Here is a 23,645-nt window from a genome sequence, read left to right as displayed (position 1 = left end):
ACCAATTCTTGACGGGAAAGGCTGCCGTCGCCATTTTCCTGGTCTGCTTGTCGCGCCCATTGCCGGCAAGTTCGCTTGCTCGAACGACGGTCCATGACCCAGGAGGAAGTGATGACAGCCAGAAGCTTTTCCAGTCCGATCTTCGTCAAGGACGCCGATCAGGCAATCCTGCAGATCGCAACCGTAGCCGACGCGCTCGGCTTCCTCGCAAGGTGGCCCGAACAGCGGCGCGGACCGATCTACAACACGGCGATGCGGGCCTGCCATGCGGCACGCGAGGACCGACTGTCGGTCGACGGCGCCCGCAATGCCTTCGCCGGCTTCGCCCGCTCAGTCGGCATCCGCGAAGCGGATCCGGTTTCGATCGAGCCGTGGATTGTCCCGCCGACGCGCGGCCGCATGCCGCTATAGCTAGGGACGTTTCCCGATGGCTTTCCGTCAAAGCGGAGAGGAGCCCTGTCATGGAAAATCGCACCGGCGAAACCATTCGATTCGGCAGCTGCTATTGCCGCGCCGTTAGCTTCCGGGTGACTGGTCAGCCGCTGCGCGTAGGGCTTTGCCACTGCGCCGACTGCCGAAAGACCAGTGGTTCGGCATTCTCCGCCTATGCGGTGTGGCCGGTATCGGCGCTCGAACAGACGGGCCAGGTTGGCACCTATGGCAACAGGAGCTTTTGCGTCACCTGCGGCAGCCGCGTGACCTATGTGAGAGACGATGAGGCCGAGGTCATGCTCGGCAATCTCGACGTCGTGCCCTCCGATCTCACGCCTCAATATGAACTCTGGACCGGCCGCCGCGAGAGCTGGCTGCACCCTTTGCGTGAAGCACGGCAGTTCGACCACGATCGCGACCTGACTGCCGCGTCCGAACTTCCCGAAACCGGACAGCCGAAGCGGATCGAAACCCTCGACGCGGAAGTCCCACCTTCGAGCGAGCTCGTTCGACCGGTTTGAAACGGGGCGGACAACAATCTCGCAGGCAGACAATCTCAGTGCGTGGTCGCGGTAGCAGTTTTGGCGCTCGGCTTGGCAGGCGGCTTGCGCCGACGCTTGGGCGTGGGCGAGGCAGCAGGGACGGGATCGAAATCCGAAGGCACGCTGGCGATGAACTCCCGGCCGACCCTGTAAGCGGCATAACCGACGACAATCAGTGCTAGCATTCGAAGCATGACGGCGTTCTCCTTTGACACCCGCAACGCCCGTAACCAGGCAAGGTTCCGCAATGCGCGGGCGCCAGGCGGACGAGCGTATGGCCCAGGCACGTTCGCTCGAATTGTTCGCCCTGGCGCAGTCATCTTCACCGCACATTCACATCGGCTCAAATATGCATGTCTTCTCAGCTCAATGGGGGGCTGGGATAAAATCCCAGGGATGGTACTTTGACACGACATCTTTCGGTTCTACTGGCTGCAGGCGCCATTCTCGCCAGCGCAGGCATGGCGAGCGCCCAGACGAAGGGCGATTGGGTTCTGGGCAATTACAAGGGGTCCGGCTACTGGTTCGCTGGCGTCATCGAAAAGATCGAGGGCGACACGATCACCGTCCGCTATGACGACAATGAGCGCGAAACGACCAGCCTCGGCAAGGTCCGTCCCTACGACTGGATGATCGGCACCAAGGTCGAATGCAACTTCAAGAACGCAGGCGAGTGGTACAAGGGCACGATCACCTCGCTGGCCGGCGAAAAGGTCGGCATCGCCTATGACGACGGCGACAAGGAAACCACCAAGACCGGCCTTTGCCGCTCGAAATGATTGTGCCGGGCAGGCAAGCGCCTGCCCGCTCACCTGCCAGCTCATCTGCCGCTACTCCGATGAATGGAGCGCCGAAGACCACCGAGGTGAGCATCGCTTCTCGCTAAATTCACGCCATCGGGAGCCCGAGCGAAGCATCAAGCGATTGACGTTGGGCCGACAGCGTTTCGCATGCCGTCGCGCAGCAGCTGTACCTTGCGGTTCAGTTCGATCATGTCGGGCACGGTGAAGCCCGAATTGAGCAGCAATGCCGATGTCAGGCAACCTGTCCTGGCGTGAAGGTCCGCACCCTTCTTGCTCAGCTGAACCTGCACCTGCCGTTCATCTGTCGTGCTGCGCTGACGGGCCACGAAGCCCGCAGCCTCGAGCCGTTTGACCGCCGGCGTGATCGTGCTTGGCTCCAGCGCCAGCCTTTCTGCGATGGCGCCGATCGTCAGCCCGTCGCGCTCCCCAGGCGCACGCAGGGATGGACAAGTTGTTCAAGAAGGTCGGATGAGAACGCCCGTAAAACGAAAATTGGCTAGCGCAGACACCGGTTAGCCACTTTTGCCAGCAAAGGGCTTGGAATTGCCGGGTTACTTGGAAAACTTGGTACGCCCAAGGGGAATCGAACCCCTGTTCCCGCCGTGAGAGGGCGGTGTCCTGACCGCTAGACGATGGGCGCAGCCGAGATCGGCGATATAGGCTGGCGTTTTCGAAAAAGCAACAGCCCGGCATGCGTTATTTGCGCTCGTCCACGCTGCCGCAAGGGTATCAACGCTTCGGCTCGATAAGATCCCACAGATTGCCGTGCAGGTCGGCGAACACCGCAACCGTGCCATAGGCCTCGTGGCGCGGCTCTTCACGGAATTCGACACCGTTGGCCAGCATCGTCGCATGGTCGCGGGCAAAATCGTCGGTCTCCAGAAACAGGAATACGCGACCTCCGGTCTGGTTGCCGATTGCCGCCACTTGGTTCTCGCCATCCGCTTTGGCGAGCAGCAACCTTGCGCCCTGCCCGCTGCCCGGCTCGACAGTCACCCAGCGCTTGCCGCCGCCGAGTTCGACATCCTCGACAAGGGAAAAACCGAGCTTGCCGACATACCAGGCGATCGCCTGGTCATAGTCGGCGACGACCACCGAAACGGTGGCAACGCGGCGCCCGACAAAGCCGCTCACTTGTTGCGGACCTGGAACTGGCCGATCAGGCGGCGCTCGGCGATGTCGTAAAGGAAGATCGTCCGGCTTCCGTCGACGAGCTCGGCGTCGATCGAGATGCGGTTGCCCGACAGCGCCTGCGACATCACCTTGGCGCCCACCGGCAACACGATCTCGCCGCTGATCTGGCCGCCCGCCGGCACCTGGATGTCGCCGCCCGCCACAGGTGCAACGGCCACCGGCGTTCGCGATTTGTAGACAACGCCGCCGAGGACGGCCATAAGGGCGATGAACAACAGCCCTATATTGATGATGAAGAAGCGGACCAGTTTCCTGCGGACGCGCTCAACCGATGGGTCGAGCGGCTTGTCTTCTTCTTCGATGGCAGGCCGAGACATGGCAAAACTTCCGGAACAATTGTTATGAGCGCATCAGATAGCGAAGCGACAGGCACTTTGATAGTGCTCGAAGCCGACGCCGATGCCGCAGGTCTGCGGCTCGACCAGTGGCTGGCCGGTCGCCTCGCGCCCGATGTGTCGCGCAGCCGCGTCCAGGCGTTGATCAAGCAGGGCGCCGTCAGCATCGGCGGCAAGATGGTCGCGGAGGCCAAGCGCAAGCTTGTTTCAGGCGACGAAGTGGTCATCGACATGCCTGAGGCCGAACCGGCCGAACCCGAAGGCGAGGCGATCCCGCTCGACATTCTTTACGAGGATGACGAACTGATCGTCATCAACAAGCCGGCCGGCCTCGTTGTCCATCCCGGCGCCGGCAACTGGACCGGCACGCTGGTCAATGCGCTGATCCACCACTGCGGCGACAGCCTGTCGGGCATCGGCGGCGTGAAGCGGCCCGGTATCGTCCACCGCCTCGACAAGGAAACCTCAGGCGTCATGGTCGTCGCCAAGACCGACCGCGCCCACAAGTCGCTGTCCGAGGCCTTCGCCGACCACGGCCGCACCGGCGACCTCGAACGCGCCTATGACGCGCTCGTCTGGGGCTTCCCGCAGCGCATGACCGGCACAATCGATGCCCCGCTCGGCCGCCATGCCGACCGTGTCCGCCGCGCCGTGGTGCCGGAACACCGCGACGACGCCCGCCACGCCATCACCCATTTCACAGTGCTGGAGCGCTTCGGCTCGGAGCAAGGCGAATTCGCTGCCGCCAGCCTGGTCGAGTGCCGGCTCGAGACCGGCCGCACCCACCAGATCCGCGTCCACATGGCCCATATCGGCCACCCGGTTCTCGGCGACCCCGACTATGGCCAGGCCTTCCGCACCAAGTCGAACCGGCTTCCCGAACCACTGAGGTCCGCGGTCAAGGCATTCCCACGCCAGGCTTTGCACGCCCGCCTCCTTGCATTTCGCCACCCGGCTTCCCATCTGATCATGCGGTTCGAGGCGCCCTTGCCTCGCGACATGGGGGAGTTGGTCGAAGGCTTTCGCAATCTCTGAACCTTCGATCAGAAAACCTGACTCGTATTGTTCACTTAGGCGTGACAGTCTGTTTCGCGTTGAACAAATCGTGTCTTTTCTGGTTTTGTTCCTGTATTAAGATCCCATGGCGCGACAGGCATTCGGCAGCCGCGCCACATGCTCGCCTGGATCAGGGGGCATATCTCGCAAAGAGGGAGGGCGCTTTATGGCCCAGTCACTACCAAGTATCGTTTCCGGCGAAGGCGGTCTCAGCCGCTACCTGGAAGAAATCCGCCGCTTTCCGATGCTCCAGCCGCAGGAAGAGTACATGCTCGCCAAGCGGTACAACGAGCATGAGGACACCTCTGCCGCCCACAAGCTGGTCACCAGCCACCTGCGTCTCGTGGCCAAGATCGCCATGGGCTATCGCGGTTATGGCCTGCCCATCGGCGAGGTCATCTCGGAAGGCAATGTCGGCCTGATGCAGGCTGTCAAGAAATTCGAACCGGAGCGTGGTTTCCGTCTCGCCACCTACGCCATGTGGTGGATCAAGGCCTCGATCCAGGAGTACATCCTGCGCTCGTGGTCGCTGGTCAAGATGGGCACCACCGCCAACCAGAAGCGCCTGTTCTTCAACCTACGCAAGGTCAAGGGCAAGATCCAGGCGCTCGACGACGGCGACCTGAAGCCCGAGCACATCACTGAGATCGCCACCCGCCTCAACGTCTCCGAGGCCGAAGTGGTGTCGATGAACCGCCGCCTGTCGGGCGACGCTTCGCTCAATGCGCCGATCCGCGCCAGCGAAGGCGAGTCGGGCGAGTGGCAGGACTGGCTTGTCGACGACCATGACAGCCAGGAAACCATGCTCATCGAGCAGGACGAACTCGACAACCGCCGCGGCATGCTGGCGAGCGCCATGTCGGTGCTCAACGACCGCGAAAAGCGCATTTTCGAGGCGCGCCGTCTTTCCGACGAGCCGCTGACGCTGGAAGAGCTTTCGGCCGAGTTCGACATCAGCCGCGAGCGCGTCCGCCAGATCGAGGTTCGCGCTTTCGAAAAGGTCCAGGATGCGGTCAAGGCCGCTGCCAAGAAGCAGGCCCAGGCGCTTCGCACCATCGACGCCTGAAGCTGACAGCTTCACCAAACAAAAAAACGCGCCGGCAAACCGGCGCGTTTTTCGTTTGGTCTCCATCCTCCGATGAAGGCCCGTCCCTAAACCTTCTTCGTCAGGCTGACCGCCAGTTGTTCCATGCGCTCGGCCAGCGAGCCCAGCGCACCGGTCAGCGCCGCATCGTTCTTGTCAGCCTTGGTCAGCGCGTCGTCGCGCGTCTTGCGCAGCGTCAGGACCTCGGTCTCCATGCCCTTGACGCGTTTCTGCAACTCCGACAGCTCGTCCATAACCATGATGCCGGCCATGACGGTCAGACGCTGGTCGCCGATCTCGCCGAACGAATCCTTGAGATGCAGAACGTAGCGGTCGAAACGGCTGGCGAGATCGATGAGGTGCTCTTCCTGCCCCTCGTCGCAGGCCATGCGGTACTGCTTGCCATCGATGGTAACGGTGACTTGCGCCATCTCCATCCTACCTGTCCAGCACGGCGCGGATCGTCTCCATCGCCGTCACGAGCCGCCGCGAGACTTCCTTGTTGGCTTCTTCCAGCCGTTCGGCGCGGGCTTCGGAATTGTCGAGTTCCTGCGCCAGCCGCGCACGGTCGGCATTCATGCGCTGGACCTCGGCCTCGGCTTCGCCGTAATCCTGCTCATGTTCCAGCCGTGCAGCGACCGCGCCCTCAAGCGTATCGATCGCCTTGCCTAGCCGGCCAATGACTTCCCTGAGTGTCGTATCCCCGGTCATGGCTCCCGTAGACCCTCGCCCATCACCGAATCGCGCACGTTTCTGAACGCGTTAAGTCTGAAACATTAGGCACCGGTTGAAGGAGGCGTCAACAAAGCTGTTTTGTCTTTCCCCCATTATGCGTGTCCAGCCCGACACAGGAAAGTGGCTGAGGCGTGACTTGGCGCCGCAATGCGGCTGCGAAAACGCACCGATTTATTGACTCAAGCCCTGTGCCTGCTATGTGTCGCGCACTTTTCCGGGGCTCCCATCGCCCCAGTTTCCACGGCTTATGGGAGGGACGATGTCCTCGCGCGAAAAACACGACCGGATGGCCAATGCGATCCGCTTTCTGTCCATGGATGCGGTCGAGAAGGCCAACTCCGGCCATCCCGGCCTGCCGATGGGCGCCGCCGACATCGCCACCGTGCTCTACACCCGCTTCCTCAAGCATGACCCGGCCAACCCGAACTGGCACGACCGCGACCGCTTCGTGCTTTCCGCCGGCCATGGCTCGATGCTGCTCTACTCGCTGCTCTATTTGTCGGGCTACGAGGACATGACCATCGAGCAGATCAAGAATTTCCGGCAGCTCGGCTCCAAGACCGCCGGCCACCCGGAATACGGCCACGCCGCCGGCATCGAGACGACCACCGGCCCGCTCGGCCAGGGCCTCGCCAACGCGGTTGGCATGGCGCTCGCCGAACGCATCATGAATGCCCAGTTCGGCGACAAGCTCGTCGACCATTACACCTACGTGCTCGCCGGCGACGGTTGCCTGATGGAAGGCATCTCGCAGGAAGCGTTGTCCTTTGCCGGTCACCTCAAGCTCAACAAGCTGATCGTCTTCTGGGACCACAACAACATCTCCATCGACGGCCCGATCTCGCTTGCCGACTCGACCGACCAGCTTGCCCGTTTCGCCGCTTCCGGCTGGAACACGCTGGCCATCGACGGCCATGATCCGGAAGCCATCGCCGGTGCCATCGAGGCCGCCAAGCGCTCCGACCGCCCGACGCTGATCGCTGCCAAGACCACCATCGGCTTCGGCTCGCCGACCAAGGCCGGCACCAACAAGGTCCACGGCTCGCCGCTCGGTGCTGCCGAAATCGAAGCCACCCGCAAGGCGCTCGGCTGGGAATATCCGGCCTTCGAAATCCCCTCCGACATCCTCGACGAATGGCGCCTCGCCGGACTCAACTCGGCCAAGAAGCGCAACGACTGGGAAAAACGCCTCGCCGAGGCCGATACCGAGGTTCGTGGCGAGTTCGAGCGCCGCATGCGCGGCGACCTGCCGGCCGGCTTCGACGCCGCGATTGCCGAGTACAAGAAGAAGCTCGCCACCGACAAGCCGAAGGTCGCGACCCGCAAGTCGTCGGAAATGGCGCTCGAGGTCATCAACGGCGTCGTGCCCGAGACCATCGGCGGCTCGGCTGACCTGACCGGTTCCAACAACACCAAGACCAGCCAGACCAAGCCGATCTCGGCCGAAGACTACGGCCAGCGCTTCGTTCACTACGGCATCCGCGAACTCGGCATGTGCGCTGCCATGAACGGCATGGCGCTGCATGGCGGCGTCATCCCCTACTCCGGCACCTTCCTGTGCTTCTCCGACTATGCCCGCCCGGCCATGCGCCTGGCGTCCCTGATGGGCATCCGCGTCGGCTTCGTCATGACCCACGATTCGATCGGTCTCGGCGAAGACGGCCCGACCCACCAGCCTGTCGAGCACCTCGCTGCACTGCGCGCCATCCCCAACCACATCGTCTTCCGTCCGGCGGACGCCACCGAGGCCGCCGAGTGCTGGCAGCTGACGCTTGAGAACCATAAGACCCCGTCGACGCTGGCGCTTACCCGCCAGAACCTGCCGGCAGTGCGCACCGAATATGTCGAGGAAAACCTCTGCGGCTACGGCGCCTATGAACTTGCCACCGCCGACGGCGATGCAGAAGTCACCATCTTCGCCACCGGCTCCGAGGTCGAGATCGCACTCGACGCCCGCAAGCTGCTGCAGGCCGCCGGCCACCCGACCCGCGTCGTGTCGGTTCCTGCCTTCGAACTGTTCGAACAGCAGAGCCCCGAATATCGCAAGGCGATGATCGGCAATGCCAAGGTCAAGGTTGCCATCGAAGCCGGCATCCGCATGGGCTGGGACAGCTTCATCGGCACCGACGGTATCTTCATCGGCATGCACGGCTTCGGCGCCAGCGCCCCGATCGAAGAGCTCTACAAGCATTTCGGCATCACCGCCGAGGCTGCCGCCAAGGCTGCCGCGGCTCGGCTTCAGGCTTAAGACGTTCCCCCAGGAGGATCAGACATGACCGTTAGAGTTGCCATCAATGGTTTCGGCCGCATCGGCCGCAACATCGTGCGTGCCATCTATGAGTCGGGCCGCAAGGACATCGACGTCGTCGCCGTCAACGACCTCGGCCCGGTCGAGACCAACGCCCACCTGCTGCGCTACGACAGCGTCCATGGCCGCTTCCCGCACGAAGTGAAGGTCGAGGGCGACAGCATCAACATCGGCACCGACAAGTTCAAGGTCACCGCGATCAAGGATCCGTCGCAGTTGCCGTGGAAGGAGCTCGGCGTCGACATCGCGCTCGAATGCACCGGCATCTTCACCTCCAAGGACAAGGCCTCGGCCCACCTGACCGCCGGTGCCAAGCGCGTCATCGTCTCGGCGCCTGCCGACGGTGCCGACCTGACCGTGGTCTACGGCGTCAACCACGACAAGATTACCAAGGACCACATCGTCATCTCGAATGCGTCCTGCACCACCAACTGCCTGGCTCCCGTGGCCATGGTCCTCAACAATGCCTTCGGCATCGAAAAGGGCTTCATGACCACGATCCATGCCTACACCGGTGATCAGCCGACGCTCGACACCATGCACAAGGACCTCTACCGCGCCCGTGCAGCGGCGATGTCGATGATACCGACCTCGACCGGTGCGGCCAAGGCCGTCGGCTTGGTCCTGCCGGAACTCAAGGGCAAGCTCGACGGCGTCTCGATCCGCGTGCCGACCCCCAACGTCTCGTGCATCGACTTCAAGTTCCTGGCCAAGAAGAACGTCACGGTCGAAGAGGTCAACGCAGTGCTCATCGCTGCCGCCAACGGCCCGCTCAAGGGCGTCCTCGCCTACACCGACGAGCCGCTGGTCTCCATCGACATGAACCACAACCCGGCCTCGTCGACCTTCGCCCTCGACCAGACCAAGGTCATCGAAGGCAACCTCGTCCGCGTCATGTCCTGGTACGACAACGAGTGGGGCTTCTCCAACCGCATGGCCGACACGGCCGTCGTGATGGGCAAGACCATCGGCTGATCGGGCCTGCCTCATCCACTCTGCAACGCCCGGCTTCAGCCGGGCGTTTTCGTTTTTGCCGCAATGCAAAAAACTTTGGTCCAAGCCGGCAAAAATCCATTCTTGCTTGGACATGGCCTTTTCTTCGCCGCACTCTCAACCGACGCAGCTAAAAGGTGGTTCGCAGACGGGTCGGGGATGGAACAGGCGGTATATCTCATCACGCTGGTAGGCACCGCGCTGGTCGTGGCAGCGGCGTTTTCGAGCCTGATCGCCTTCCGCTTCGGCGCCCCCTTGCTGCTGCTTTTCCTCGGCATTGGCCTGGCCAGCGGCGTCGACGGCCTCGGCATCGTCTTCGACAATGCCCACATCGCCTACTTCGTCGGCGCCATAGCGCTTGCCGTCATCCTGTTCGACTCCGGCTTCGGCACGCCCGTCGGCGTGTTGCGCCAGGCCGGCCTGCCGGCACTGACGCTGGCAACCATCGGCGTCGGCATCACGACGATCATCTTCGGCATCGCCGCCTATTACCTCACCGGCTTCACCTGGCTCGAATCCTTCCTGCTAGGGGCCGCCGTTGCCTCGACCGATGCTGCGGCCGTGTTCTTCCTGCTGCGCGCCGGCAACATCAACCTGCGCGAGCGCGTCCGCTCGACGCTCGAAATCGAATCCGGCACCAACGACCCGATCGCCATCTTCCTGACCATCACCCTGGTCGAGATCATCGCGCTCGGCGCCAAGCCCGACGCCGACCTTTTGTTTGTCGACCTCGTCGTCGGCTTCTTCGTCCAGATGATCCTCGGTGCTGCCATCGGCCTGCTCGGCGGCTTCCTGATCGTCAAGCTGGTCGAACGGCTCAACCTCGACCGCGGCCTGTTGCCGATCTTCGTGCTGACGCTGTCGCTGTTGGTTTTCGCCGCGGCCGGTGCCGTCGGCGGCTCGGGCTTCCTCGCCGTTTATCTCGCCGGCCTCGTCGCAGGCAATTCCGACATCCGCGCCGTGTCGACGCTCAAGCGCTTCCAGGACGGTATGTCCTGGCTTGCCCAGATCATTATGTTCCTGGTGCTCGGTCTTTTCGCTACGCCGTCGCAATTTCCTGAGATCTTGCTCTCGGCTCTTCTGCTCGGCTTCTTCCTGATGTTCGTCGCCCGACCTATCGCGGTCTGGCTGTGCCTGATCCCGTTCAAGTTCCCGCGCCAGGAAACCGCCTTCATCTCCTGGGTCGGCCTGCGCGGCGCCGTCTCGATCCTGCTCGCCATCACGCCGCTTCTTGGCGGGCTCGAGAACGGCCGCACAATATTCAACATCGCCTTCATCATCGTGTTGTCATCGCTGGTGGTCCAGGGCTGGACCGTCGGCCCGCTCGCCCGCCGCCTTGGCCTTATCGTGCCGCAGCGTTTCGGCCCGCTCGACAAGGTCGAGCTCGAGCTGCCCGGCTCGGCCCACCACGAGCTGCTCGCCTATCGTGTCGTGACAGGCAGCCCGGTGGCCAAGGGCCAACGCATTCCGCGCTGGGCTCGGCCCTCGCTCGTCGTTCGCGACGGCCGCTCGATGCGCTTCCAGGACATGGGCCGCCTGCAGGCCGGCGACAACGTCTACATCTTCGTGCCCGACCGCTACCCGCGTCTGCTGGACCGACTGTTCGCCAGCCGGGCCGAGGTCGATGCCGAGGACGAAGACTTCTTCGGTGCCTTCACCGTCGACCAGACCCACCTTGCCGGCGAACTCGTCGCCATCTACGGCGCCTCGGTGAAGGACGAGGAACTCAAGCTGACCATCGCCGACCTGATCAAGCAACGGCTGCGCGGCCATGTCGAATATGCCGACCGCGTCTCCCTCGGCCTGATCGACCTGATCGTCCGCGACGTCGACGAAAAGGGCCGCATCGTCGCCGTTGGCCTGTCGATCGAGCCCGCCCCGCCACCGCCGCCGGTGCCAGTCTTCCTCAGCGCCGGCGAAATCGGCGACCGCATCTCGGCGTTCTTCGCCAAGCGCAAGCAGAAGCCGGCCAACAGGACGGAAGCCGCAACGACTTCCGAAGGATTGTCCGAGGACGCGTAAGCACATCGAAACCCTCCGTCGTGGAGGTCTAGAAGTGCGTATCGTTACGCTCGGCAGCCTCACCCCTCCCCCGCAAGGGGATGGAAGGCATCGACACCGCACCCTTTGCGATCTCACCCGTTGTAAACCACCGAGACCTTGTTGCCCGGATCGCGGACATATGCGGAATACCAGTCCGACCCATAATGAGGGCGCGGGTTCGGCCCGCCTTCATCTGTACCGCCATGGCTCATGACTTTTGCATGAAAGGCATCCACTCGGCCGTAGACTTGACGATGAAGCCAACCATCGAGTCGTTGCCGGCGCTGGCGAGTTCCCCATCGCTGCAGACGACGCAGAGAGCCGCGCCTGTCTCACCCGGCCACGAGGTTCGCAAGTCGCACCAGCCGCTCCGCCCGCGTCCCGCGCAGCTCGAGAAAGCCGGGACCGCCTTCAAGCAGTCCGAGCTCGTCGTTGCGGATGATCGACTTCAGCCGCGTATCCACCTTGCTGCGCAGCCGGGGAAACTCGATCGTCACGTCGATCTCGTCTGGCCGCGACAGCGGCAGGAAAACCACGAGCCCGAGGGACGCGAGCGCCTTCTCGATCCTGCCGAGCAGCTTGCCGCTCGGCGTCCACTCGAAACCCTCTTGTGCTGCGACCACCTCCAGATAGGCGATGAAATCGAGCGGGCAGCGGTCGTAGACGATGTCGGGCGAAGCAACTGACCCCAGGATCATCGTGCAGCTCTGCTGCAATTGCTCCTCGAGATCAGCAGACGTGGCGCCATCAGCGAACGGCGTGCCTTGCTGCGCCAGCGCCCAATAAGGCTCCTGCTCGTGTTCATAGCCGGGATATGCCGCGACGAAGTCGTCGATGAGCGTCGTCTTGCCGCTGCCGTGCGTGCCGGTGACCGCGATGCGCATGTTCCCCCCCCGTTTCTCCGGCGATAGCCGCTCCTGGCCGCAACCGGAAGAGTCGTCAGCATCAAAATTTCGCCCGTGCTGCCGCGCAAACCTTGCATCCGCGCCGGCGATTTGTATGGTCCGCGCGATCTCTCCATGGGAAAGGGAACCTTATGGCCGCCTTCAAGACTCTCGACACCATCGGCAACATCAGCGGCAAGCGGGTTCTCGTCCGCGTCGACCTCAACGTACCCGTCGCCGACGGCAAGGTGACGGACGCAACTCGCATCGAGCGCGTAGCACCCACCATCACCGAGCTTTCCGACAAGGGTGCCAAGGTCATCCTGCTCGCCCATTTCGGCCGCCCGAAGGAAGGCCCCGATCCGGCCCTTTCGCTGGCGCCTATTGCCAAAGCCACCGCTGAGGTCATCGGCCGCCCAGTCGGCTTTGCCGCCGACTGCATCGGCGACAAGGCGGCGGCCGCCGTCGGCGCCATGAAGGACGGCGACATCCTGCTTCTTGAAAACACCCGCTTCTACAAGGCCGAGGAAAAGAACGACCCGGCCTTTGTCGAGCAACTCGCCGCCAATGGCGACATCTTCGTCAACGACGCGTTCTCGGCCGCCCACCGCGCGCATGCCTCGACCGAAGGCCTCGCCCACAAGTTGCCAGCCTATGCCGGCCGCACCATGCAGGCCGAGCTTGAGGCGCTGGAAAAGGGTCTCGGCAACCCGGTCAAGCCGGTCGTCGCCATCGTCGGAGGCGCCAAGGTGTCGAGCAAGATCGACCTGCTCATGAATCTGGTAAAGAAGGTCGACGCACTCGTCATCGGCGGCGGCATGGCCAACACCTTCCTCGCCGCGCGCGGCACCGATGTCGGCAAGTCGCTGTGCGAGCACGACCTTGCCGCCACTGCCAAGCAGATCATGATCGAAGCAGCGAGCGCGGGCTGCGCCATCATCCTGCCCTCGGACGGCGTGATCGCTCGTGAGTTCAAGGCGGGTGCCGCCAACGAGGTCGTCGCCATCGATGCCGTACCCGCCGATGCGATGATCCTCGACGTCGGCCCGAAGACCGTCGCCTCGATCAACGACTGGATCGACCGTGCGTCGACGCTGGTCTGGAACGGTCCGCTCGGCGCCTTCGAGATCACCCCCTTCGACAAGGCGACCGTCTCCGCCGCCCAGCACGCAGCAGCCCGCACCAAGGCCGGCAAGCTCGTTTCGGTCGCCGGCGGCGGCGACACGGTCGCCGCCCTCAACCATGCCGGCGTGGCCGACGACTTCTCCTACGTCTCCACCGCCGGCGGCGCCTTCCTTGAATGGATGGAAGGCAAGGAACTACCTGGCGTGGAAGTACTCAAGGCCTGACGCGCAGCGGTTTTCCTCCCTCGCACCGCGAGGGAGGAACGCCTTTCATTCCACAATCGGCGTTGCTCGCGCCAGGCGCACCTCTCAGCCTCGCTTCGCTCGGCACCTCTCAAAAGGGGGGGAGGAAATCGGCCCTGCACTGGCAACTCACCGGCAGTCCAACCCGGGGCTCGCCAAGTGCGGCTACGGCTAGGTTGAGATACAGGGCGCGAAGCTTCTCCAGCCTATTCCTCGCCCCTCTGGGGAGAGGTGGCCCGAAGGGCCGGAGAGGGGTCTTCAGCCTCGACCTGCCCAGGCTAGCTCCACGCCCTTACGCCGGCTTGGCGTATTGCTCGGCGCTCATCACCTCGATGCAGACGAAACGTTCATTGCCTTCGACCCAGGCATCGTGGCCTGGCGGAATGGTGTAGGACGCGCCTTGCTTGAGCGTCTTTTCGGTGCCGTCATTCAGCCTAACCGTGAGGGTGCCCGAGACGACGTAGCCGACATGCGAGACCTGGCAGCTGTCCGTCTTGACCACCGGCTTGACGCATTCCGACCACCGCCATCCCGGCTCCATGTTGAGGCGGCCAAGCGTGAAACCTGTCAGCCGGACCACCTCGACGCGGGTCTTGTCGGGCGCACGCACCTCGTCCGGTTCGTTGTGAGACTTGAACTCGAATTTCGTCACGTTCATTCCGCCATCGGCCATGGCTTCCTCCCATCATCGTCATGCGCACAGGCGCATGTGGAGGGCATTTATTTTATAGGCGAAGGCCTGCTGCTTGCGGACGTCCGAAATGGCCTTGGTCCTGCCGAGTCGAAGTGGCCAAGCCCGCGGCCAGTCAATGTACTTTTATCTATTCAGAAGTATATAAGTTCATATACTCGACAACTGCGCGTTGTTCTTGCCCACGAGCTAAAACGATTGAAATAATTTCAATCGGTTATAGGCTCGTTGCCGGCATTCCGTTCAGGAAAACCATCTGCTATGCGCGCCGCATCTGACCAGGAGGTAATTGTATGAGCGAACGTCTCGAAGACATCGCCGTCGCCATGGTGGCGAACGGCAAGGGCATTCTGGCTGCGGACGAAAGCTCCGGCACCATCAAGAAGCGTTTCGACGTCATCGGCGTCGAGTCGACGGCCGACAGCCGCCGCGACTATCGTGAAATGATGTTCCGCACCAAGGAGGCGATGACCAAGTACATCTCCGGCGTCATCCTCTACGACGAGACCATTCGCCAGAGCGCCGCCGACGGCACGCCGCTGGTCGAGCTCATCAAGGCATCCGGCGCCATCCCCGGCATCAAGGTCGACGCCGGCGCCAAGGCCATCGTCAATTTCCCCGGCGACACCATCACCGAAGGCCTCGACGGCCTGCGCGAGCGCATGGCCGAGTACTACAAACTCGGTGCCCGCTTCGCCAAATGGCGCGCCGTGATCGACATCGACACGACCCGCAACGTGCCTTCGGCCTATTCGCTCTCGGCCAACACCCAGGCGCTCGCCCGCTACGCGGCGCTGTGCCAGGAAGCCGGCATCGTGCCGATCGTCGAGCCGGAAGTGCTGATGGACGGCGCCCACGACATCGACACCTGCTACGACGTCACCAAGGCGACGCTGGTCAAGCTCTATGACGAGCTCTACGCCGCCCGCGTCAACCTCGAAGGCACGATCCTGAAGCCGAACATGGTCATCTCCGGCAAGAAGGCCGCAAGGCAGGCGAGCGCCGAAGAGATCGCCGAAAAGACCATCAAGCTGTTCCGCGAGACGGTTCCGGCGGCGGTCCCAGGCATCGCCTTCCTGTCGGGCGGCCAGTCCGACGAGGAGGCAACCGCCAACCTCAACGCCATCAACGCCATCGGTCCGCACCCGTGGAAGCTGACCTTCTCCTACGGCCGGGCGCTGCAGGCAGCGCCGCAGAAGGCATGGTCGGGCAAGGTCGAGAACCTCGGTGCCGGCCAGGCCGCCTTCACCCACCGCGCCCACATGAACCACCTGGCCGCACTCGGCCAGTGGAAGTCAGCGCTGGAAAAGGCCGCGTAAGGCAAGTCGCCAGGCAGAAATGCAAAAAGCCCCGGAGCGATCCGGGGCTTTTGTCTGTCGCCATGCAAACCAGCGAGCGCCGTGCGACCAGAGCTGGCCCGCTCAATCCTGATACGTATACGAAGCACACAGGTCGGCGCTGCTCTCCGGCGGCTCGTCGCCGGTGAACACCGCAACCACCGTCAGGCCCTCGCCGCCGGACCAGCTTGCGAGATGGGTCACATCGCCGGCGCCGCACAGCCGATTGCCGTTTTCCAGCTCGGGGTCCGATGGGTCCTCGACGCTGTAGAGGGAGGCGTTGACCCGCTCTCCGTCGACGACAAAATGGTCGCCCAGCAAGGCCGCAAACTTCAGGGATTGGCCATTGGCAAAGGTGATGGAGAAATCGTCCATCGAGATATCGCCGGTGATGCTCTCTGCGGTGGCGCTGAAGGCCCGGTAGCGATCGCCTTCGGCAAGTGCCGCTGCTGTCGTGGCAACCAGCAGGCCAAGAATGGCAGGCAGTATCCGTTTGGTGATCATTCGTCCCCCTTTGTGGCGTGTCCGGCGCGACGATGGCACCCGATAGCGTGGCCTGCTCTGTCACGGCAGGCAAGCGCCGACAAGCCCCCGCGGGAAGTGCCGCGCGCCTTTCGAGCCGTCGCACGCCCAAGCCAATTCCGGCTCTTCAACAACGAGGCGTTATGCGGCTCGCTTCCCTCGGCGGTTTGGCGTATGAGCGGCCATGGAAAACGTCAGGTTCGAAACTCCCGTCACCGTGAAGGCCGATCCGGCCGGCACCCCGCTGCTTCTTCGCACCGCAAAAGAAGCGTCCGCCTTCCTGCTCAACAGCTGGCCCGGCAAGCGCAGCCCCAAGCATCGCGCAGCGCTTCAGGCCTGCTCCGACGCCATGTCGGGCGAAAAGCCAGTGATGTCCGCACGGCGCGCCTTCATTGCCGCGGCGCGCGAGGTCAACGTCTTCATCAACGACAAGGACTGAGCCGGCCCTGGCAGCAAGGGCCGGATACGCTGTCGGCAACAAATGCGCCCTGCCCGGCGCCGGCAGCATCTGGAACACGATCCCGACAAGCGGGCCGGCTTTAAGAAACGATCAGGCCCGGGCAAGGATAGTCAGCGCCATTCCAATCTGATCGGAATGGAACAGGCTCTAATCCTGCGCTTCGGTTTCGCCTTCCGGTTCCGATTGCATCTCCGAGTCGGACTTGCCGCGCTGCTTGGCCTCAGCCTTGGCGGCCAGCTTGTCGGCCTTTTTCGCCGCCTTGGCGCGATCGCGGTCGCGGCGTTCCTGATTGTAGTTCGTCGGTCTGGGCATCTTTGTCCTCTTTTTCTGGCTTGTGCCTGCCTAGGGCGATACGCCCTCGAATACAACCAGCCATGTCGGCCATACCAGACAACAGGGACAAAGTCGGCCGCGCCTCAGCAGCCGATGGTAACGAAGAAATTGTCGTTGATGAGGCGCGCAGTCTTGCGGAATGCCGGCAAATGCGGCGCAACCGTCTGTGCCAGCCGCCCGGCCTCGTCAGCCCCCAGCGCCTGCTCGAGGCTCGCGGCATATTCCGATATCTGCGACCATTCGCCGACGGTGCGTTCGGTGATCTCCATGTGATACTGGAAACCATACGCATTCTGGCCGACACGCATCGCTTGGATCGGGCAAGCCGCGTTTGCAGCGAGGACTTCGCCACCCTCCGGCAACATTGAAACCTCGGCGCTATGCCATTGCAGCGTTTCGATCGCCGGAGCGACGCCGTCGAACAGCCGATCGGCACGGCCGGCCTTCGTCAACTCGACGGTCGCTAAGCCAACCTCCGGAGCCTTCATCAGCCCCACCTTGCCGCCAAGCGCATCGGCGAGAAGCTGGTGCCCGAGGCAAATGCCGAGATAGGGCCGCTCGAGCTCGCGCACCCAGCGCCGGATCGCCGCCTTATCCGGCTTGAGCCAGGGATGGGCATCTTCCTGCCAGACATCCATCGGCCCGCCCATGACAGCCAGCATGTCGAAGCTATCGAGATCGGGGATCGCCTCGCCCTCATTCAGCTCGACGATATGCTCGCTGTGCCCGGCTTCGCGCCAGAAGTCGGCGAAGATGCCGCTGTGCTCGACCCGGAGATGCTGGAAAACAAGGATTTTCATTCTGCCCTCGAAGCCGCCCCACTTCACCGCATCTGAAAACAATCACGGTTACCAGGCATGGGGCACGGCGGCGAAAGGATTGAGGCAGAGCTCACATCTGGTCGTTATACGGCTCCTTCATCTGGCCAACCATCCGGGCCAGTGCCGAGAACGACGGGATGTCGGCTTCCGGCTGGCACTGGTTGGCCAGCTGCAGCAACCGGATGGGGAAGTTGACTGCATCGCGATGGGACGATGACAGCGCTTCGGAACGCTCTTCCGCCGTCTCACTCGCCTCGGCCTTGCGCAAGGCGATGTCGATCTCTTCAGCGGATAAAACGCCCTTGCGAACAAGGATGTGATTGATCGTGGCGATGGCCATCAGCAGGCCTTCGAGTTGCAGGTTGGCGACGTTCACGGGGTTTACTCCTTCGGGAGATGCCGGCTTGCTTCAGGGGGTCCAGCCGTACGAGTGCCAGACCTTTTCGATTGGCCGACCGAGCCCGCCGCGTCGAAGCGATCATTCATTGCTTACGCTCGGAAATCTGTTCGTGGATCGCCTGGAAACACGCGTCGAGATCGCGGTGCAGGCGATCGCCGACGCTGCCGACAGCCGGCTCATCCGGCACCGCATCAGTGGCGTGCTCGGAGGGCTGGCCATACCAGGCCGCGACCAGAAGGTTCTGCATAAGCTCGTACATCGCGGGCTCCACCATTGTCTCGCCATGAGACAACCCCCGATGCGGCAGAGCGTTCCATCTAAGCCATTGAAAACGGCAAGCCAGCCGTCGAGAAGGGGTTATTCTTCCTCGTCGTATCCGAGCAGGGTCAGGAGCTGATCGACCAGCAGTTCGGCCATCGTGCGGTTGATTGCAAGCTCGACGGCACCGTCATCGGTCTCAAGGTTGAGCAGCGCCAGCAGTGGCTCCTCGTTCACCATCATCGTATCGACGGCCAACACCCGGTTCGGAGCCGTATTCGTCAATCTCGCCATGACCCATCATTCCATCAAGCCGGGAGCGCAGCAATGGACATCTCGTCTGCGTCGGACCGCCAGTCATACAGCCGCACAGGCTTTCCGCGGCAGGAACCTTTATGCCGCCCACCGCTTACTCTCCCACTGAAACCCAGAGGAAAGACATGATGAAGACCCTTGCCGAATTGTTCGAACACACGCTGCACGACATCTATTACGCCGAAAATGCCATCGCCAAGGCACTGCCCAGCGTGTCCAAGGCGGTGACCGACAGCAAGCTCAAGCAGGCGTTCGACGACCATCTGGAGGAGACCAGGGGTCACGTTCAGATCCTGAAGAAGGTGTTTTCGTCGGTGGGCCTCAAGCCCGAAGGCGAAAAGTGTGACGCCATCGAGGGTCTTCTGAAAGAAAGCGCCGGCCTGATCGAAGAGACCTCGGGAACGGCCCTGAACGCCGGCCTGCTGGCGGCGGCCCAGGCCGTCGAGCATTACGAGATCGCCCGTTATGGCTCTCTACGGGAATGGGCCAAGGTTCTCGGCCACGACGAAGCGCATAAGCTCCTGAGCGAAATCCTGGACGAGGAAAAGGCAGCCAACAGCAAGCTGACCAACCTCGCAGTGGCTGGTGTCAACAAGAAGTAGCCAGCGACACGCGTTGGTTACTTCTCCTGGACCGAAATGCCGGTTTCGTCGATGCGCAATTCGACGCCCTTGGGCTTTGACTCTTCGCGATAGACATAGATGCCGAGAGCGATGACGGCCGCAACCAGGGCGCCGATGATGAGGTAGAGGTTGTTCTGCTTCATCACGAACAGGTAGCTGCCGGCAGCCGGCAAGTCCAGCAGCTCAATCGACGATGGCACAGCCTTGCACAGGCCGTGCCATCGATCAGTCGGGACCGACGATCCCCTTGCCGATGGCAACAGGCGAGCGTTCCGGCCAGAACCAGATGAAGGCAGCAACAAGTGTCGCGGCCACCTGCGCCAGCACCACGGCACTTTCCGCCAGCGATCCCGCCTGCCACAATTTGGCGAGCCCTGCCGCAGCCAGCACGGTCAGGGCATAAAACACCGCGCGCGGCAGGTAGGCAGCGAAGGCGAAGTCGCAGACCACCCGCGCCACCCAGACGCCTGCAAACCCGCCCGCGGCAGCTCCGATCATCGCGGCAAATATCTTGACATAGCGCGACTGCCGGAACGTGCCTGCGATCAGGTCGTCAGGCAGCCACCCGACAGCTACGGTCAAGGCAGCGATCACGAAGTAAGCGACAAGCGTGCAGATCATCAGCGAAAGAACGATAGCGGCAGCCGTCGTCGGCCCGAACGGGACTTTGGCAACACCCTGGGAACTCATCCCCACTCCCGATCCTGGACGTATCAAAATGCCAAAAGACGCGGCTGCCGTTTCCTACAGGAATATAGCTCAATTCGGCCAGAGCATTCCGGCAGGACCGCTAAGACAATCAAAATGCCCATGGCGGCGGCAAGTCGCGCCAGCGGCAGGGTTTCGCAACCTGTCCCATCCCGGCACAGAAATCGCTGGCACGCATCGTGCTTGGTAGTCCTTGCCGGCGATGGCCGGAGCCTGACCTCTGTGGTCAGGTAAGGTCCGCCAGGGTTGGGATGGGGTTTTGCCCTGGCGGACCCCCCATCGCATGGCACTTGCCTGCGCGGCAGCTCGCGTTGCATCTTCGCCGCCATGTCGGAACTGCTCGTCATCGTCATCGCCGCCGTCTTCGTCCTTGCCGGGTTGGTCAAGGGTGCGGTCGGGCTCGGCCTGCCGACGGTCGCCATGGGGCTGCTCGGTCTCGTCATGCTGCCGGCGGAGGCAGCCGCCATCCTGCTGCTGCCCTCCTTCGTCACCAACATCTGGCAGCTGCTGGCCGGTCCCGACGTCACAGCCCTCGTGCGGCGCCTGTGGCCGACGATGCTTGCCGTGTTTGCCGCCACGCTCGCCTCCACCGGCCTGATCACCAGCAGCTACACATCAATCGTCACCGCGGGGCTCGGCGTGGTGCTGCTCGTCTATGCCGCGCTCGGCCTGCTCAGGCTCAGAATGTCGGTGCCGTCGGCAGCCGAGCCCTGGGCCGGCCCGGTCGTCGGCGCGCTCACCGGCATCATGACCGGCGCCACCGGTGTCTTCGTCATTCCGGCGGTGCCTTATCTCGGCGGACTGGGCTTTGGCCGCGACGATCTCGTCCAGGCGCTGGGCCTGTCCTTCACCGTCTCGACGGTCGCACTCGGCATCGGGCTGTGGGCCAACGGCGCGGTCCCGCTGCATCAGCTCGGCATCTCGGCCTTCGCTATCGTTCCGGCGCTGGCCGGCATGTGGCTGGGCGGCTGGCTGCGCGGCCGCATCGAAGCGGAAACCTTCAGGCGCTGGTTCTTTACCGGCCTGGCACTGCTCGGCACACATATCTCTTGGCAGGGTCTCGCCCCCGCCTTCTAGAACATCCTCTAGTGCCCCAGCAGCGCCGTCACCGAAATCGCCGCCAGCGCCAGCACCGCCAGTTTCCAGAAATCGCGGCGTTGCCTGAGCCCCGGCAGGCCAAGCGGCTTGATCAGCTGGATCGCCATGATGGCGAGGATGATGAGCGACAGCGCCTTCGACATGCTGCCTTTGATCAACTTCACGCGCCCCTGTCAAAGCCCATGGCCCGATCTGCTACAGTGGGTATGCAGCACTACGATTTGAGAAAAGCGGCAGTGCAGCGAAACGCGTCGAAAACGGCATTTGCGGACAGTCTCTTAAACCAAGGTCAAATGGACGCCCCGGCGGCCCAGCGGCTACAAGCTGAGCAACAATGACGGCCTCAAGGGCCACTGTCCTGGGAAGGAAACGCCATGCCATCTCGCTATCACGAGGTCTATGACGGTTGGGTCAGCGATCCCGAGCGATTCTGGGCCGAGGCGGCACGGGCGATCGACTGGTTCAAGCCCTGGGACACGGTCTTCGACGCCGAAGCCGGCGTCTATGGCCGGTGGTTCGCAGGGGCTGAATGCAACACCTGCTACAACGCGCTCGACCGCCATGTGCTGGGCGGTCGCGCCGAACAGGTAGCCCTCATCCACGACAGCCCGATCACCGGCACGCAGCAGAAATTCACCTATGCCGGGCTGCTCGCCGAAGTGAATGCGCTCGCCAGCGTACTCCAGGACCAGGGCGTGCAAAAGGGCGACCGCGTCATCATCTATATGCCGATGGTCGCCGAAGCGGCCTTCGCCATGCTCGCTTGTGCGCGCCTCGGCGCCATTCATTCGGTGGTGTTCGGCGGCTTTGCCGCTAAGGAGCTTGCCACCCGCATCGACGATGCCACGCCCAGGCTGATCATCTCGGCCTCCTGCGGCATCGAGCCCGGCCGCGTCGTCGCCTACAAGCCACTGCTCGACGGCGCCATCGAGCTCGCCAGCCATAAGCCGGAACGCTGCATCGTCCTGCAGCGGCCGCAGCTGACCTGCGATCTCGTCGCCGGCCGTGACCTCGATTATGCCGAGACTGTCGGCGCCGCCAAGGCCGCCGGACGGACGGTCGAATGCGTCTCCGTCGCCGCCACCGATCCTCTCTATGTGCTCTACACCTCGGGCACGACAGGCCAGCCCAAGGGCGTTGTGCGCGACAATGGCGGCCACATGGTCGCGCTCAAATGGTCGATGGAAAACGAATTCGGCGTCAAGCCGGGCGAGGTATTCTGGGCAGCGTCCGATGTCGGCTGGGTCGTCGGACACTCCTACATCGTTTATGGCCCGCTGCTACACGGCGCCACCACCATCCTGTTCGAGGGCAAGCCAGTTGGCACGCCCGATGCTGGCACATTCTGGCGTGTCATTTCGGAACACGGTGTCGTCGCGCTGTTCACCGCCCCCACCGCCTTCCGCGCCATCAAGAAGGAGGACCCTCAGGGCCTCTTCGTGCCGCAATATGACCTCTCGAGTTTCCGCACCCTGTTCCTCGCTGGCGAGCGTGCCGACCCCGAAACCATCAAATGGGCTGAGAACAAGCTGAAGGTCCCGGTCATCGACCATTGGTGGCAGACCGAAACCGGCCACCCGATCAGCCAGAACCCTGTCGGCCTTGGCCTGTTGCCGGTCAAATACGGCTCGCCCTGCGTGCCGATGCCGGGCTACGACGTGCGCGTGCTCGACGATGCCGGCCATGAGGTCGGGCGTAGCACGCTCGGCAATGTCGTGGTCAAGCTGCCGCTGCCGCCCGGCTGCCTGCCGACGCTGTGGCACGCCGACGAGCGCTTCTTCAACGCCTACCTCGCCGAATTCCCCGGCTACTACAAGACTGCCGATGCCGGCTATATCGACGACGAGGGCTATCTCTTCATCATGGCCCGCACCGACGACATCATCAACGTCGCCGGCCATCGCCTGTCGACGGGCGGCATGGAGGAGGTCGTTGCCGAGCACCCCGACGTCGCCGAATGCGCCGTCATCGGCATCGCCGATGCGATGAAAGGCCAGATCCCTTGCGGCTTCATCGTGCTCAACTCAGGCGTCGACCGCGACACCGGCGCGATCGAGAAAGAGGTCGTCGGCCTTGTCCGCGACCGCATCGGCCCGGTTGCCGCATTCAAGATGGTGGTCACCATCAAGCGCCTGCCCAAGACACGATCGGGAAAGATCCTGCGCGGCACCATGCAGAAGATCGCCGACCGCGAGGAGTGGAAGATGCCGGCGACAATCGACGATCCCGTCATCCTCGACGAAATATCTGAAGCGCTTAAGGCGCGCGGCATTGGCGTTGCCTGACGCCCTCGCGGTCGCACC

At 63.2% G+C, this 23,645-nt stretch carries 31 protein-coding genes, 1 tRNA gene and 2 pseudogenes; 14 read left to right on the top strand and 20 right to left on the bottom strand.

Features of this window, described 5'->3' with window-relative positions; translation table 11 throughout:
* Nucleotides 1-111 precede the first annotated feature (111 nt).
* Nucleotides 112-411 (top strand): DUF982 domain-containing protein, encoded by a 300-nt coding sequence (locus DY201_RS06790; RefSeq protein ID WP_115733639.1) that lies wholly within the window; start codon nt 112-114, stop codon nt 409-411.
* A 50-nt stretch (nt 412-461) separates the two neighbouring features.
* The gene (locus DY201_RS06785) at nt 462-953 is read left to right on the top strand and encodes a GFA family protein (RefSeq protein WP_115730540.1); all 492 of its coding nucleotides are present in this window, start codon (nt 462-464) and stop codon (nt 951-953) included.
* Nucleotides 954-988: 35 nt separating this feature from the next.
* On the opposite strand, the gene DY201_RS06780 is transcribed toward DY201_RS06785, so the two are convergent.
* On the bottom strand, nt 989-1,168 hold the full coding sequence (locus tag DY201_RS06780) for a hypothetical protein (protein WP_131922326.1): 180 nt from the start codon (nt 1,166-1,168) through the stop codon (nt 989-991).
* Nucleotides 1,169-1,378: 210 nt separating this feature from the next.
* On the opposite strand from DY201_RS06780, the gene DY201_RS06775 reads away from it, so the two are divergent.
* On the top strand, nt 1,379-1,753 hold the full coding sequence (locus DY201_RS06775; RefSeq protein ID WP_115730538.1) for a tudor domain-containing protein: 375 nt from the start codon (nt 1,379-1,381) through the stop codon (nt 1,751-1,753).
* 137 nt (nt 1,754-1,890) lie between these two features.
* Here the strand turns inward: DY201_RS06775 and DY201_RS29800 are convergent, their stop codons facing one another.
* The 5 genes and pseudogenes from DY201_RS29800 to DY201_RS06755 all read right to left on the bottom strand — a co-directional run bounded on the left by DY201_RS29800 (nt 1,891) and on the right by DY201_RS06755 (nt 3,288).
* A complete protein-coding gene (locus DY201_RS29800; RefSeq protein ID WP_245431915.1) occupies nt 1,891-2,067 on the bottom strand; it encodes a hypothetical protein in 177 nt (58 codons plus the stop codon).
* Between the two features lie 24 nt (nt 2,068-2,091).
* Nucleotides 2,092-2,157 (bottom strand): annotated as a pseudogene (locus DY201_RS29795) (MarR family transcriptional regulator); the annotation flags it as partial.
* A 185-nt stretch (nt 2,158-2,342) separates the two neighbouring features.
* Nucleotides 2,343-2,417 (bottom strand) — tRNA-Glu (locus DY201_RS06765).
* 89 nt (nt 2,418-2,506) lie between these two features.
* Nucleotides 2,507-2,911, bottom strand: coding sequence for a VOC family protein (locus DY201_RS06760; RefSeq protein WP_115730536.1), 405 nt, complete (start codon nt 2,909-2,911; stop codon nt 2,507-2,509).
* Nucleotides 2,908-3,288: a fimbrial protein gene (locus DY201_RS06755; protein ID WP_115730535.1), complete on the bottom strand. Its 381-nt coding sequence runs from the start codon at nt 3,286-3,288 to the stop codon at nt 2,908-2,910. Before DY201_RS06755 ends, DY201_RS06760 begins: the two co-directional genes overlap by 4 nt.
* Nucleotides 3,289-3,312: 24 nt before the next feature.
* Here DY201_RS06755 and DY201_RS06750 point away from each other — a divergent pair, with 24 nt between their 5' ends.
* Both DY201_RS06750 and rpoH read left to right on the top strand, forming a co-directional pair.
* Entirely contained in the window at nt 3,313-4,341 is a 1,029-nt protein-coding gene (locus DY201_RS06750) for an RluA family pseudouridine synthase (RefSeq protein WP_115730534.1), read from the top strand.
* A 187-nt stretch (nt 4,342-4,528) separates the two neighbouring features.
* On the top strand, nt 4,529-5,428 hold the full coding sequence (gene rpoH, locus DY201_RS06745; RefSeq protein ID WP_115730533.1) for an RNA polymerase sigma factor RpoH: 900 nt from the start codon (nt 4,529-4,531) through the stop codon (nt 5,426-5,428).
* Nucleotides 5,429-5,514: 86 nt separating this feature from the next.
* Here the strand turns inward: rpoH and DY201_RS06740 are convergent, their stop codons facing one another.
* Entirely contained in the window at nt 5,515-5,877 is a 363-nt protein-coding gene (locus DY201_RS06740; RefSeq protein ID WP_115733638.1) for a cell division protein ZapA, read from the bottom strand.
* Between the two features lie 7 nt (nt 5,878-5,884).
* Entirely contained in the window at nt 5,885-6,157 is a 273-nt protein-coding gene (locus DY201_RS06735) for a DUF4164 domain-containing protein (protein ID WP_115730532.1), read from the bottom strand.
* Between the two features lie 283 nt (nt 6,158-6,440).
* On the opposite strand from DY201_RS06735, the gene tkt reads away from it, so the two are divergent.
* The 3 genes from tkt to DY201_RS06720 all read left to right on the top strand — a co-directional run bounded on the left by tkt (nt 6,441) and on the right by DY201_RS06720 (nt 11,504).
* A complete protein-coding gene (gene tkt / locus DY201_RS06730; protein WP_115730531.1) occupies nt 6,441-8,429 on the top strand; it encodes a transketolase in 1,989 nt (662 codons plus the stop codon).
* Between the two features lie 24 nt (nt 8,430-8,453).
* Nucleotides 8,454-9,464, top strand: a complete 1,011-nt coding sequence (gene gap, locus DY201_RS06725; protein ID WP_115730530.1) for a type I glyceraldehyde-3-phosphate dehydrogenase — start codon at nt 8,454-8,456, stop codon at nt 9,462-9,464.
* A gap of 177 nt (nt 9,465-9,641) precedes the next feature.
* Nucleotides 9,642-11,504, top strand: coding sequence for a potassium/proton antiporter (locus DY201_RS06720; RefSeq protein ID WP_115730529.1), 1,863 nt, complete (start codon nt 9,642-9,644; stop codon nt 11,502-11,504).
* A gap of 113 nt (nt 11,505-11,617) precedes the next feature.
* On the opposite strand, the pseudogene DY201_RS29385 reads toward DY201_RS06720, so the two are convergent.
* Nucleotides 11,618-11,826, bottom strand: a pseudogene (locus tag DY201_RS29385) (VOC family protein); the annotation flags it as partial.
* Between the two features lie 31 nt (nt 11,827-11,857).
* A complete protein-coding gene (locus DY201_RS06710; RefSeq protein ID WP_115730528.1) occupies nt 11,858-12,409 on the bottom strand; it encodes an AAA family ATPase in 552 nt (183 codons plus the stop codon).
* Nucleotides 12,410-12,561: 152 nt separating this feature from the next.
* Here DY201_RS06710 and DY201_RS06705 point away from each other — a divergent pair, with 152 nt between their 5' ends.
* Nucleotides 12,562-13,758, top strand: a complete 1,197-nt coding sequence (locus DY201_RS06705; RefSeq protein ID WP_115730527.1) for a phosphoglycerate kinase — start codon at nt 12,562-12,564, stop codon at nt 13,756-13,758.
* 310 nt (nt 13,759-14,068) lie between these two features.
* Here the strand turns inward: DY201_RS06705 and DY201_RS06700 are convergent, their stop codons facing one another.
* Nucleotides 14,069-14,449 (bottom strand): cupin domain-containing protein, encoded by a 381-nt coding sequence (locus DY201_RS06700; protein ID WP_115730526.1) that lies wholly within the window; start codon nt 14,447-14,449, stop codon nt 14,069-14,071.
* 311 nt (nt 14,450-14,760) lie between these two features.
* On the opposite strand from DY201_RS06700, the gene DY201_RS06695 reads away from it, so the two are divergent.
* Complete coding sequence (locus DY201_RS06695) at nt 14,761-15,786, top strand: class I fructose-bisphosphate aldolase (RefSeq protein WP_115730525.1); 1,026 nt, start codon at nt 14,761-14,763, stop codon at nt 15,784-15,786.
* A gap of 102 nt (nt 15,787-15,888) precedes the next feature.
* Here the strand turns inward: DY201_RS06695 and DY201_RS06690 are convergent, their stop codons facing one another.
* Complete coding sequence (locus tag DY201_RS06690) at nt 15,889-16,308, bottom strand: hypothetical protein (protein WP_115730524.1); 420 nt, start codon at nt 16,306-16,308, stop codon at nt 15,889-15,891.
* 202 nt (nt 16,309-16,510) lie between these two features.
* On the opposite strand from DY201_RS06690, the gene DY201_RS06685 reads away from it, so the two are divergent.
* Nucleotides 16,511-16,765: a DUF982 domain-containing protein gene (locus tag DY201_RS06685; RefSeq protein WP_115730523.1), complete on the top strand. Its 255-nt coding sequence runs from the start codon at nt 16,511-16,513 to the stop codon at nt 16,763-16,765.
* A 168-nt stretch (nt 16,766-16,933) separates the two neighbouring features.
* Here the strand turns inward: DY201_RS06685 and DY201_RS28955 are convergent, their stop codons facing one another.
* The 5 genes from DY201_RS28955 to DY201_RS28685 all read right to left on the bottom strand — a co-directional run bounded on the left by DY201_RS28955 (nt 16,934) and on the right by DY201_RS28685 (nt 18,892).
* Entirely contained in the window at nt 16,934-17,098 is a 165-nt protein-coding gene (locus DY201_RS28955; protein WP_165915913.1) for a hypothetical protein, read from the bottom strand.
* 104 nt (nt 17,099-17,202) lie between these two features.
* Nucleotides 17,203-17,919, bottom strand: coding sequence for a type 1 glutamine amidotransferase (locus tag DY201_RS06680; protein ID WP_115730522.1), 717 nt, complete (start codon nt 17,917-17,919; stop codon nt 17,203-17,205).
* Nucleotides 17,920-18,010: 91 nt separating this feature from the next.
* A complete protein-coding gene (locus tag DY201_RS06675) occupies nt 18,011-18,316 on the bottom strand; it encodes a hypothetical protein (protein ID WP_115730521.1) in 306 nt (101 codons plus the stop codon).
* A gap of 106 nt (nt 18,317-18,422) precedes the next feature.
* The gene (locus tag DY201_RS28950) at nt 18,423-18,599 is read right to left on the bottom strand and encodes a hypothetical protein (protein ID WP_165915914.1); all 177 of its coding nucleotides are present in this window, start codon (nt 18,597-18,599) and stop codon (nt 18,423-18,425) included.
* A gap of 98 nt (nt 18,600-18,697) precedes the next feature.
* A complete protein-coding gene (locus DY201_RS28685) occupies nt 18,698-18,892 on the bottom strand; it encodes a hypothetical protein (protein ID WP_131922328.1) in 195 nt (64 codons plus the stop codon).
* Nucleotides 18,893-19,041: 149 nt separating this feature from the next.
* Here DY201_RS28685 and DY201_RS06665 point away from each other — a divergent pair, with 149 nt between their 5' ends.
* Nucleotides 19,042-19,515 carry a YciE/YciF ferroxidase family protein gene (locus DY201_RS06665; RefSeq protein ID WP_115730519.1) on the top strand — a complete coding sequence of 158 codons (474 nt, stop codon included), beginning with the start codon at nt 19,042-19,044 and terminating at the stop codon, nt 19,513-19,515.
* A gap of 17 nt (nt 19,516-19,532) precedes the next feature.
* Here the strand turns inward: DY201_RS06665 and DY201_RS06660 are convergent, their stop codons facing one another.
* Entirely contained in the window at nt 19,533-19,736 is a 204-nt protein-coding gene (locus DY201_RS06660; protein ID WP_165915895.1) for a hypothetical protein, read from the bottom strand.
* 25 nt (nt 19,737-19,761) lie between these two features.
* Nucleotides 19,762-20,226: a hypothetical protein gene (locus DY201_RS06655; RefSeq protein WP_115730518.1), complete on the bottom strand. Its 465-nt coding sequence runs from the start codon at nt 20,224-20,226 to the stop codon at nt 19,762-19,764.
* A 345-nt stretch (nt 20,227-20,571) separates the two neighbouring features.
* On the opposite strand from DY201_RS06655, the gene DY201_RS06650 reads away from it, so the two are divergent.
* Nucleotides 20,572-21,321, top strand: a complete 750-nt coding sequence (locus DY201_RS06650) for a sulfite exporter TauE/SafE family protein (protein WP_115730517.1) — start codon at nt 20,572-20,574, stop codon at nt 21,319-21,321.
* A gap of 8 nt (nt 21,322-21,329) precedes the next feature.
* Here DY201_RS06650 and DY201_RS28945 read toward each other — a convergent pair whose 3' ends face one another.
* Complete coding sequence (locus DY201_RS28945; protein WP_165915896.1) at nt 21,330-21,506, bottom strand: hypothetical protein; 177 nt, start codon at nt 21,504-21,506, stop codon at nt 21,330-21,332.
* 210 nt (nt 21,507-21,716) lie between these two features.
* Here DY201_RS28945 and DY201_RS06645 point away from each other — a divergent pair, with 210 nt between their 5' ends.
* Nucleotides 21,717-23,627 (top strand): propionyl-CoA synthetase, encoded by a 1,911-nt coding sequence (locus DY201_RS06645; RefSeq protein ID WP_115730516.1) that lies wholly within the window; start codon nt 21,717-21,719, stop codon nt 23,625-23,627.
* The last annotated feature ends 18 nt before the right edge of the window (nt 23,628-23,645 follow it).

Origin of the sequence: Aminobacter aminovorans, assembly GCF_900445235.1 — a bacterium.
In the GTDB taxonomy this organism is placed as follows: Bacteria; Pseudomonadota; Alphaproteobacteria; order Rhizobiales; family Rhizobiaceae; genus Aminobacter; species Aminobacter aminovorans.
Note: the sequence above shows the minus strand (reverse complement) of the source record. Positions and strands in the feature narration are given on the sequence as shown.